At 62.9% G+C, this 11037-nt stretch carries 11 protein-coding genes; 2 read left to right on the top strand and 9 right to left on the bottom strand.

Annotated features, from left to right (window positions below; genetic code table 11):
• Positions 1–12 precede the first annotated feature (12 nt).
• Complete coding sequence (gene secDF / locus NKH91_RS29875) at positions 13–2565, bottom strand: protein translocase subunit SecDF (RefSeq protein ID WP_352586940.1); 2553 nt, start codon at positions 2563–2565, stop codon at positions 13–15.
• 51 nt (positions 2566–2616) lie between these two features.
• Positions 2617–2958: a preprotein translocase subunit YajC gene (yajC, locus tag NKH91_RS29880; protein ID WP_023678921.1), complete on the bottom strand. Its 342-nt coding sequence runs from the start codon at positions 2956–2958 to the stop codon at positions 2617–2619.
• Here yajC and NKH91_RS29885 point away from each other — a divergent pair.
• Positions 2864–3085: a hypothetical protein gene (locus tag NKH91_RS29885; protein ID WP_210164500.1), complete on the top strand. Its 222-nt coding sequence runs from the start codon at positions 2864–2866 to the stop codon at positions 3083–3085. The genes yajC and NKH91_RS29885 overlap by 95 nt on opposite strands.
• Positions 3086–3245: 160 nt before the next feature.
• Entirely contained in the window at positions 3246–4121 is an 876-nt protein-coding gene (locus tag NKH91_RS29890) for an ATP-binding protein (protein ID WP_352844240.1), read from the top strand.
• 96 nt (positions 4122–4217) lie between these two features.
• On the opposite strand, the gene NKH91_RS29895 is transcribed toward NKH91_RS29890, so the two are convergent.
• The 7 genes from NKH91_RS29895 to NKH91_RS29925 form a co-directional block, all read right to left on the bottom strand.
• Complete coding sequence (locus tag NKH91_RS29895; RefSeq protein ID WP_352482134.1) at positions 4218–5750, bottom strand: peptidoglycan DD-metalloendopeptidase family protein; 1533 nt, start codon at positions 5748–5750, stop codon at positions 4218–4220.
• 263 nt (positions 5751–6013) lie between these two features.
• The gene (locus NKH91_RS29900; RefSeq protein WP_352885473.1) at positions 6014–6679 is read right to left on the bottom strand and encodes a protein-L-isoaspartate(D-aspartate) O-methyltransferase; all 666 of its coding nucleotides are present in this window, start codon (positions 6677–6679) and stop codon (positions 6014–6016) included.
• Positions 6676–7434 (bottom strand): 5'/3'-nucleotidase SurE, encoded by a 759-nt coding sequence (gene surE / locus NKH91_RS29905; RefSeq protein WP_352482131.1) that lies wholly within the window; start codon positions 7432–7434, stop codon positions 6676–6678. The genes NKH91_RS29900 and surE overlap by 4 nt, the downstream gene beginning before the upstream one ends.
• The gene (gene serS / locus NKH91_RS29910; protein WP_352482130.1) at positions 7434–8738 is read right to left on the bottom strand and encodes a serine--tRNA ligase; all 1305 of its coding nucleotides are present in this window, start codon (positions 8736–8738) and stop codon (positions 7434–7436) included. The genes surE and serS overlap by 1 nt, the downstream gene beginning before the upstream one ends.
• A 340-nt stretch (positions 8739–9078) precedes the next feature.
• Complete coding sequence (tatC, locus tag NKH91_RS29915; RefSeq protein ID WP_023720061.1) at positions 9079–9942, bottom strand: twin-arginine translocase subunit TatC; 864 nt, start codon at positions 9940–9942, stop codon at positions 9079–9081.
• The gene (gene tatB, locus NKH91_RS29920; protein ID WP_352844242.1) at positions 9939–10637 is read right to left on the bottom strand and encodes a Sec-independent protein translocase protein TatB; all 699 of its coding nucleotides are present in this window, start codon (positions 10635–10637) and stop codon (positions 9939–9941) included. The genes tatC and tatB overlap by 4 nt, the downstream gene beginning before the upstream one ends.
• 62 nt (positions 10638–10699) lie before the next feature.
• Positions 10700–10921 (bottom strand): twin-arginine translocase TatA/TatE family subunit, encoded by a 222-nt coding sequence (locus tag NKH91_RS29925; RefSeq protein ID WP_023678929.1) that lies wholly within the window; start codon positions 10919–10921, stop codon positions 10700–10702.
• Between the last annotated feature and the right edge of the window lie 116 nt (positions 10922–11037).

Here is an 11037-nt window from a genome sequence, read left to right on the forward strand (position 1 = left end):
TGCGGCGGGCCGTCAGGTGGCTATGGCTTTGCCGCCGCCCACCGGCTTTTCCTCGTCCGACGCTGTGGCCTGCGGCCGCAACTTGAACAGAATGAGCAGCGGCGCGGCAATAAAGATCGACGAATAGGTGCCGAACACGACGCCGAACAGCATCGCCATGGTGAACGAGCGGATCACCTCGCCGCCGAACAGCACCAGCGCCAGCAGCGCCAGGATCGTCGTCACCGAGGTCAGCGTCGTCCTCGACAGCGTCTCGTTGATGGCGTTGTTCAGCAATTGCGGCAGCGGCATTCGCTTGTATTTTCGCAGATCCTCCCGAACGCGGTCATAGACGACGATCGTATCGTTGAGCGAATAGCCAATGATGGTGAGGATCGCCGCCAGCGACGACTGGTTGAATTCCAGGCCGGTGATGACGAAGAAGCCGATCGTCATGACCACGTCGTGCACAGTCGCAACGATGGCGCCGACCGCGAACTGCCATTCGAAGCGGAACCAGACATAGATCAGGATGCCGAGCAGCGCGACAAGCATGGCGATGGTGCCTTGCTTGGCAAGCTCGCCCGAGACCGTCGGCCCGACCACTTCGACGCGGCGGAAATCATACTGGTCCTGCAGTTCGCCGCGCACCTTGTCGATGACGGTCTGCTCGGCATTCTCGCCGCCCTCCTGCGTACCGACGCGGATCAGCACGTCGTTCGGCTCGCCGAACTGCTGAACCTGCACCTCACCGATATTGAGTTCCGTCAGCCTGCCGCGGATGTCGGCCAGATCGGCATTGCCGGTCTTGGACTGCACCTCGATCAGCGAGCCGCCCTTGAAATCGATGCCGTAATTGATGTCGATGGTCATGAACCCGACGACCGACAGGACTGAAAGCACGCTGGACAGCGTGAACGTCCAGCGGCGGATGCCCATAAACGGAATTTTCGTTCCGGGCGGAACGAAAGTCACAGGCGCCCGCGGCAACTCCTTCGGACGGGCCCGGCGAAGCCAGATCGACACCAGCAGGCGGGTGAAGGTGAAGGCGGTGAAGACCGTGGTCAGGATGCCGATGGCATAGGTGACGGCAAAGCCCTTCACCGGCCCGGTGCCGAGATAGAACAGCACCACGGTCGCGATCAGCGAGGTGACGTTGGAATCGACGATTGTGGCCAGCGCCTTGCTGAAACCGGTATCGATCGCCTGGATGACCGAGCGGCCGGCACGTCGCTCCTCGCGGATGCGTTCATAGATCAGCACGTTGGAATCGACCGCCATGCCGATGGTCAGCACGATACCGGCGATACCGGGCAAGGTCAGCGTCGCTCCAAGCAGCGACAGCAGCCCGACGATCATCGCCACATGCACCGCCAGCGCGATGTTGGCGAGGAAGCCGAAGAAGCCGTAGGCGACGAACATGAACGCCACAACCAGGATCGAACCGATGATGCCGGCGACTTTGCCGGCATGAATGGAATCCTGTCCGAGGCCAGGGCCCACCGTGCGCTCCTCGATCACCGTCAGCGTCGCCGGCAAGGCGCCGGCGCGCAGCAGCACGGCGAGGTCGTTGGCGCTCTCAGCGGTGAAATTCCCCGATATCTGGCCGGTGCCGCCGGGGATCGGTTCGCGGATCTGCGGTGCCGAAATCACCTGATTGTCGAGGATGATGGCAAACAGCTTGCCAACGTTCTGTGATGTCGCCTGGCCGAACCGCTGCGCCCCTTTCGAATCGAAGCGAAACGAAACAACCGGCTCGTTGTTCTGGGAGTTGAACGTCGCCTGGGCATCGACGAGGTTTTCACCCGAAACGATGACGCGGTTCTCGATCAGATACGGAACCGGCGGGTCGTCCTGCGAATACAGCACCGAGGATCCCGGCGGCGGACGGCCGTTCAGCGCGTCCTGCACCGGCATCGATTGGTCGACCATCTGGAAGGTCAGCTTGGCGGTCTGGCCAAGAATTTCCTTCAGCCGTTGCGGGTCTTGGAGACCCGGCACCTGCACCAGGATGCGGTCGTCACCTTGCCGCTGCACGATCGGCTCGGTCGTGCCGAGTTCATTGACGCGGCGGCCGACGACCTCGATCGACTGCGTCAGCGCTGCCGAAGTACGATATTTGATGCCCGCATCGGTGACGGTGAACTTGAGCAGGCCGGGCTCGGAATCATCCAGCGTCATCTCCTGGATCGAGCCGCCGCTGAACAAGCCGGCCGCCACCGGATCGGTCAACGTCTTCAACGCCTTCTTGGCAGCCTCGATCTGTGCGGGATCGGTGATGCGGACCTGCACCGTGCGGCCCGTTCCGGCAAGGCCGGTATAGCCGATCTTGGCATCGCGCAGCAGCGTCCTGATTTCGTCGCGCGTCGTCTCCAGCCGATCTTTGATCAGATCGTTCGGATCCATCCTGAGCAGGATATGCGAGCCGCCCTGCAGGTCGAGGCCAAGCGTCATCTGCCGCTTCGGCACCCAGTCGGGCAGCTTGGCCAGCGTGCTGGCGGAAAAAAGGTTGGGCGCAGCGAGGACCACTGTGGCGGCCACGGCCAGCCAGATCAGGATCATCTTGAAGCGCGAAAAATAAAGCATATGGCGTCGTCCGTCAGGGCGTACTGGCGGATCGTTCCGCCGACAATTCGGTTATTTCTTGGCGTTCTGGTTCGCCACCGGCTCGCCCTTGACGCGCACGTCGGCAAGCGTCGAGCGCAGCGCCGTCACCTTGGTGCCGCCGCCAAGGTCGATCTCGAGCTCGTTGTCGTCGATCACCTTGGTAACCTTGCCGACCAAGCCGCCGCCGGTGACAACGGTGTCGCCGCGGCGAACCGCCGCCAGCATCTCGCCGCGCTTCTTCAGCTGCGTGCGCTGCGGCCGGATGATCAGAAAATACATGATCACGAAAATCAGAGCAAACGGCACGATCTGGATAAACATTGCGGACGAGTCCCCGCCGATGCCTTGGGCGTATGCCGGTGTCACGAACATCGAGGTACTCCTGAACTTTGAAAAACAGCCGCAAGGCGGCCCCGCCAAATTTGGCCGGAATATAGTCGGTAACGTTGCCAATGCAACTGCGCTGCCGGGCAAATCGGCTGCTTTTCCGGCCTGGTGAGCCGTGTTAGAGGGTGATCACGAAAAGCGATGCTCGGTTTTCGCAAAAGATCATGCCCGAACAAATGCTTGGGACGAGTTTCGAAACCGCTGAAATCAGGTAGGTTGCCCTACCGCACCGTCCTGAACGCGAAACAAAACGCGAAACAAAAAGACAAGAGATGACCGACAGCCCTATCGATATCCTGCACCAGAAGCTCGACCGCCTGATCGAGGCGGTCGCCCGCCTCGCCCCGCCGCCGGTGCCTCAAACCGACCTCCGCGAGGCCGATTGCTTCGTCTGGCAGGCCGATCCCGGCTATCTGGAACCGGTGCGCAAGGTCAACCGCGTCCATATCGGCCTGATCCGCGGCGTCGACCGCGTCCGCGACATATTGGTCGACAACACCGAGCGCTTCGCCTCCGGCTACGCTGCCAACAACGTGCTGTTATGGGGCGCGCGCGGCATGGGCAAATCGTCGCTGGTCAAGGCGGTACACGCCTCGGTCAACGCTTCGGCGAAGCCCGACGTGCCGCTCAAGCTTATCGAGATCCACCGCGAAGACATCGACACCCTGCCGAAGCTGATGGGCCTGCTGAAGGCAGCGCCGTTTCGCTTCATCTTGTTTTGCGACGACCTGTCATTCGACCATGACGACACATCCTACAAATCGCTGAAGGCAGCACTTGAAGGCGGCGTCGAAGGCCGCCCGGCCAACGTCATCTTCTATGCCACCTCGAACCGGCGGCATCTGTTGCCGCGCGACATGATCGACAATGAGCGCTCGACGGCGATCAACCCGTCGGAAGCGGTCGAGGAGAAGGTTTCGCTGTCGGACCGCTTCGGCCTGTGGCTTGGCTTCCACAAATGTTCGCAGGACGAATATCTCGACATGATCGATGGCTATGTCCGCCATCATGATCTGGCCATCGATCCCGAGACGCTGCGCGCCGAGGCGCTGGAATGGGCGACGACCCGCGGCAGCCGTTCGGGCCGCGTCGCCTGGCAGTTCACCCAGGATCTGGCAGGCCGGCTCGGAAAATCGCTCAAGGACTAGCCGCTCAAGGACTGGCAACAGAAGAAGCCCGCACCTTGCGGAGCGGACTTCCTCGGCGGGCTGAAGGTCAGGCGGCCCGCAAAATCGGATTTTTCTCTATTCGAGATAACCCGACGGATCGACCGGCGCCGAGTTCTTGCGCACTTCGAAATGCAGTTTCGGCGAGTCGGTGGTGCCGCTCATGCCGGACAGGGCGATTTCCTGGCCGCGCTTGACCTTCTGGCCGCGCTGCACCTCGATCGAGCTGGCATGGCCGTAGACGGTGACCAGACCGTTTTCGTGACGCACCAGCACTGTGTTGCCGAATTCCTTGAGGCCGTCTCCGGCATAGATGACGACACCGTTTTCGGCTGCCTTGACCGGCGTCCCCTCGGGCACCGCGATGTCGACGCCGTCCTTGCCGCCGCCGAAGCTGGAGATCACGCGGCCGCGCACCGGCCAGCGCATCTTGCCGATGCCGGTTGCATCCGGCGCCACCGCATCGTCGTCCTCGGCCTGCTGGATGACTTTCGCGTCCTTCTTCGGCGGCGTGTAGGAGGCGAGCGTCTGCGTCGGCGTGCCCTTGGCCGGCGGCTGGGTGGTGGCCGTCGTCACCGGATCGACCTTTGCCGGCTTCGCACTGGCGACGACAGCGGTTCCGCCTGCCGGCACTTTCAGGGTCTGGCCGATCTTGAGCAGTCCATCCTGCATGCCGTTCGCCTGCTTCAGCGCAACGACGCCGACGCCGGTCTTCCTGGCGATGGCGGACAGCGTATCGCCTTGCTGAACCGTGTAGGTGCCGCCGGCTCCGGCCGGCTTGGCCGTCGCCGAAGCAGTTTTTGGCGCGGCCTTTCCATCCTTCGGCTGGCTTGCGGCAGCCGAGGCATCCACCTGCGCGGCGGACTTGCCTTCCCTGACCTTCGGCTGCTGCGGCAGCACGGCCACCTTCTCCGGCGCATCGGCCGGCTGGTCGTGCCTGGTGCCGTTCGCGGGCTTGGCATCGGCGACTTTCGGCGCGGCGCCGTTGCTCGAATACGCATAGGCCGGGATGACGAGCTTCTGGCCGGTCTTCAGCCCTTTGGTCGCGCTCAGCCCGTTGACTTTCATGATGGCGTCGGCCGGCACGCCGTAGCGCCGCGACAGGCCGGAAATGGTCTCACCGTCCTTGACGACGATCTCGGTTGCATGCGGTGCGCCGGCGGCCGTCGCCACGCGCGGCGCGTCGGGCTCGGCGTTCTTGAACGGCCTTGCCGCAGGAGCGACGGTGCCGGTTGCCGTCCTGTCGACACGAGGAGCGGCAGGCGCCAGGGCCGGCGCGGCAGCGGTACGCACCGGGCGAGCGGCGGGTGCCAGGGCGGGAGCCGGCGGCGGCAATTGCTGCGCCGTAACGGGTTCGAGGCTTGAGCGGCTGACCGACTGGGTGTGGCTGCCGTCGATCGGCGCGGCCGCAACATCGCCCGGATAGGGCTGGGCAGCATCCTGCTTGTCGATGATGGCGCGCTGGTTGTTGGTCGAGGCGGTGAACACGTCGTCGACGCTGTTGAACCGCGCCACCTGGGAACTACACCCCGTCGCAGCCCCTGCGATCATGAGGACGGCGCAGCCACGCGCCAGATTGCGTCCGTTTGCCTTCAAAACACTGAATTGCATCGCACTAACCCGCACAGACCCGGTACAACTGAGCCTGATTAAAGCGCGTTAATGTTACCGGTCGGTTAAACCTGTAGAATCAGACGCAAATTTTCTTAAAAATGTTTCGAGGATCGAGCGCCGGGTGTGTTGAGATTCAGGTCAGGCCGAGCCGAAAATGGTGGATCCGAGAACCGGAGCGGAGCGTACATTTGGGTACGTGAGCACCGGAAGCGGAGGAAGCCGCAATTTGCAGGCCGGCCTCACCTGAATATCGACACACCCTAGATGATCGCCGCGACACTGCGCAGGATCGGCTGCAGACGCACCAGGCCGATATCCTCGCGTTCGAAGCGGCTGCCGACCTTGGTCAGCTTGGCCAGCACCTGCTCGCCCTCGTCGGGTCCGATGGGCGCAATGACGATGCCGCCGCTCGACAATTGGTCGAGCAGGAAACGCGGCAGGCTGTCGAAGGCCGCCCAGGCGACGATGCGGTCGAACGGCGCTTCGTTGGCCAGCCCGTTGGAACCGTCCGCCTGGCGCACGATGACGTTGCCGATGGCGAGTGCCTCGAGACGCTGCCGGGCCTGTTCGGCCAGCGTCTTGTAACGGTCGATGGTGACGATCCGCGCGGCAAGCCGCGACATCACCGCCGCCGTGTAGCCGGACCCGGTGCCGATCTCGAGCACGCGGTTGCCCGGTTCGATGGCAAGTGCCGCGATCACCGCCGCCTGCAGGTCGGCGCCTTCGATGGCCTCGCCGCATTCGATCGGCAGCATACGGTCCGACCAGGCAATCGAGTGGAAATGCGGAGACAGGAAGCCGCGCCGCGGCGTCGCCTCGAAGGCGGCGATCAGCGCCTTCGGCACCGTGCCCCTGCCGCGCAGGCGAAGCAGGAAGGCAGCGAAACCTTCGCGGTCGTCGACCGTTGCAGCGTGATTCAAGTTCATGCGAGCGCCTTGGCCAGTTGATCGCGGATTTCATGCGCGGTGAGATCGAGCTGCAGCGGCGTCACCGACACCAGCCGATTGCGCAAGGCATGGAGGTCGCTGCCTTGCTTGCCCTCGACCGGCTCGCGGCCGAAGCGCAGCCAGTAGTAAGGCAGGCCGCGCCCGTCGCGCCGCTCGTCGACCCACAGGCTGTGGACCAGCTTGCCCTGCGAAGTGACCACAGTTCCGGCGATCTCTTCCGGCGCACAATTCGGAAAATTGACGTTGAGCAGCACGCCGTCCGGCAACGGCATGGCGACGAGCTTTTGAAGCAGCGCTGGCGCCAGCGCCTCGGTTGTCTCATAGGGAACGACGCGGTCCTCGCCGACATAGGAATAGGCTTGGCTGATGGCGATCGAGCGCACGCCGAGCAGCGCGCCTTCCATGGCGCCGGCGACGGTGCCCGAATAGGTGACGTCGTCGGCGATGTTGGCGCCGGAATTGACGCCGGACAGGATCAGGTCGGGCGCTTCGGGCAGGATCTTCTTCACGCCCATGATGACGCAGTCGGTCGGCGTGCCGCGCACGGCAAAGTGTTTTTCGCCGATTTTCCTCAGGCGCAGCGGCTCCGAGATCGACAGCGAATGCGCATAGCCGGACTGGTCCTGTTCCGGTGCCACCACCCAGACGTCGTCCGACAGCGTGCGGGCGATGCGTTCGAGTGATGCAAGGCCCTCGGCATGGATGCCGTCGTCGTTGGTCAGAAGGATGCGCATTATTTCGATTCGATCTTTTCCAGACCGCCCATGTAAGGCCGAAGCGCTTCAGGAATGGTTACGCTGCCGTCCTCGTTCTGGTAATTTTCGATGACGGCGATCAGAGCGCGGCCGACGGCGGTGCCCGAACCGTTCAGCGTGTGGACGAAGCGGTTGCCCTTGCCATCCTTGTCCTTGTAGCGGGCGTCCATGCGCCGGGCCTGGAAATCGCCGCATACCGAGCACGACGAGATTTCGCGATAGGTATTCTGGCCGGGCAGCCAGACCTCGATATCGTAGGTCTTGCGCGCGCCAAAGCCCATGTCGCCGGTGCACAGCGTCATGGTGCGGAACGGCAGGCCCAGCCGCTTCAGCACCTCCTCGGCGCATTCGGTCATGCGCTCGTGCTCGGCAATCGACGAGTCCTGATCGGTGATCGACACCAGCTCGACCTTATTGAACTGGTGCTGACGCAGCATGCCGCGCGTGTCGCGGCCGGCCGAACCCGCCTCGGAGCGGAAGCACGGCGTCAGCGCGGTATAGCGCAGCGGCAGTTTTTCGTGCGGCGTGATCTCCTCGCGCACGAGATTGGTGAGTGGGACTTCGGCGGTGGGGATTAGGCCAAGCCTGCCATCCCCATGCCGGGCGAAGAACAAATCTTCCTCAAACTTTGGCAGCTGCCCAGTCCCGAAAAGCGCCTCGTCGCGCACCATCAGCGGCGGGACGATCTCCTCGTAGCCGTGCTCGGTGGTATGCAGGTCGAGCATGAACTGGCCGAGTGCGCGCTCCATGCGCGCCAGCTGGTTCTTGAGCACCGTGAAGCGCGAGCCGGAAAGCCTTGCCGCGTGCTCGAAATCCATCATGCCGAGCGCTTCGCCGATCTCGAAATGCTCTTTCACCCAATTCGGCCGCGTCGGCAGCTTGCCGACGACGCGCTTGACGACGTTGTCGTGCTCGTCCTTGCCGACCGGCACATCGTCGAACGGCACGTTGGGCAGCACCGCCAGTGCGTCGTTCAGCGCCTTGTCGAGTTCGCGTTCGCGCGCCTCGCCGTTCTGGATGAAGGCCTTGATCTCGCCGACCTCAGCCTTCAGCCGTTCGGCAAGCGCGGCATCGCCCGAGCGCATGGCATTGCCGATCTCCTTCGATGCGGCGTTGCGGCGCTCCTGCCTGGTCTGCAGCTCGGTCAGATGCTCGCGCCGCGCCTCATCCGCAGCGATCAGATCGTCGACGGTGGACTGCGCCGCCTCGGCCGACCACGAGCGCTTCTGGAGCGCGTCGACAAGGGCCTTCGGGTTGTCGCGAATCCATTTGATGTCAAGCATGGTCTGTTCGTCCTCGAGGGCATGTCGCCCAAAAAATGCGCAGCGGTTGTGGGGCAACGACATGCCCAAAACAAAGACCAGAGGGCGTAAACCGCATCTTTCATTGATGCAAGACGGGAACGCCGGCGTTTCTTCACGCCGCCATCTGTCCCGCCGACTTCACAGACGGCAGCACTCGCAACATTTGGTCGAAAGGGAACCTGAAACAAAAAAACCCGCCTCAGAGGGCGGGTCGTCGGCGCCGAATCAGCACCATACCCAGATTAGTAGCATAGCTGCCGGCACAAAGCAAGAACAAAGTTGCTGCGGCCGGAAGAAAGATGCCAGCCGGTAACCCCACCTACGTCGACGACGCGTCCGCCGGCTTTTCGGCCACCTCTTCCGTGGCGTCCTGCTTTTCGCGGGCGACACGGTCGCGCTCCTTGCTGCGCTCGATCAAGCGAGCCGACCAGATCGAGACCTCGTAGAGCAGGATCGTCGGAATTGCGAGGCCGATCTGGCTCATCGGGTCGGGCGGCGTCAGCACCGCCGCCACGACGAAGGCGATGACGATCGCCCATTTGCGCTTCTCGGCCAACCCTTGCGACGACAGCATGCCGACTCGCGTCATCAGGCTTGTCACCACCGGCAACTGGAACACCAGGCCGAAGGAGAAGATCAGCGTCATGATCAGGCTGAGATATTCGGACACTTTCGGCAGCAGCGAAATCTGCACCTGGTCGTTGGTGCCGGTCTGCTGCATGGCGAGGAAGAACCACATCACCATCGGCGTAAAGAAGAAATAGACCAGCGACGCGCCCATCAGAAACAGGATCGGCGAGGCGATCAGGAACGGCAGGAAGGCATTGCGCTCGTTCTTGTAGAGGCCGGGCGCGATGAATTTGTAGATCTGCGTGGCGATCAGCGGAAAAGCGATGACCATGCCGCCGAACATGGCGAGCTTGACCTGGGTAAAGAAGAACTCCTGCGGCGCCGTATAGATCAGCTCGACCTTGTGCGGGTCGAGCCCGGCCCATTGGGTCGCCCATCTGAACGGGATCACCAACAGGTTGAACAGCTTCTTGGCGAAGAAGAAGCACACAAGAAAAGCAACGAAAAAACCGCCGATCGACCACATCAGCCGCCGGCGCAACTCGATCAGGTGCTCCATCAGCGGAGCCGACGATTTTTCGATCTCGTCCTTTTCCGTGTCCGAAGTGCTCACTTGGCGGCTCCCGCCGTTTTCGTGGCGGCCGGCTTCTTCGTTGCTGCCGCAGGCTTCTTCGCTGCTGCCGCCGGCTTCTTCGCTGCTGATGACTGCGCTTTCGGCTCAGCTTTTGCCTTCGGCGCAGCGGTTTTGGCCGGCTTGGCCGGCACTGCGGCCGCGGCGTTCGCGGGCGCCGGCTTCTTCTTTGCCGCCGGTGCTTTTTGCGGCACGGCCGCTGCAGTCGTTTGCGCCTCTACTGCCGGCGCCACGACGGACTCGTCCGTCATCGCCGGAAAGATCGGCGTGGCCGGCGTCGGCTCCGGCGGGCTGACGCCCGGCATCGTCGTCGCGCCGTTCTTCAGCGGCTCGGCTGCCTGCTCTGTCGAGGCGGCCTCGACCGCCGGCTTGGGTTTCATCACGGCATCGACGCCGGAACGGACGTCGGCGGCGGCCTGCTCGAATGGATTGAGCTGCTTCCTGATCTCGGCTGCCGGATTGAGGCTTCTCAGCGACTCGACCGACTTCTTGACGTCGTCGAGTTCGGCTTCCTTCAGTGCGTCGTTGAACTGCCGCTGGAAATCCGACGCCATGGCGCGCAGCTTCGCCGTTGTGCGGCCGAAGGTGCGCAGCATGTTGGGCAAATCCTTGGGCCCGACGACCACGATCATGACGATCGCGATCACCAGCATCTCGGTCCAGCCGACTTCGAACATGGCTATACGTTCCGACTCAAGTTTCAGGCCGACTCAAGTTTTGGCCAACCAAAGTTTTGGGCTCAGCTTTTGCTGGCCTTTTCCTTCGGTACCGACACGGTCTCGTCGGAACGGTGTTCGACGGTGCGCTTGTCCTCGGCAGTCTCGTCGTCGGCCATGCCCTTCTTGAAGCTCTTGATGCCCTTGGCCATGTCGCCCATCAGCTCGGGGATCTTGCCGCGGCCGAAGACCAGCAGCACGATCACCAGAACGATCATCCAGTGCCAAATCGAAAATGAACCCATAGCAAATCTCTCTCGAACGGTTTCCCAGACGCTGATCTATGCGCTTTCGGGTTCGGATTCAAACAGAACTGCGCCAGAGTTCATGAATGAGTGGCCGAAGTCACGCACTTTCGGCA

The sequence above is a fragment of the Mesorhizobium sp. M0894 genome (genome assembly GCF_040319725.1).
In the GTDB taxonomy this organism is placed as follows: Bacteria; Pseudomonadota; Alphaproteobacteria; order Rhizobiales; family Rhizobiaceae; genus Mesorhizobium.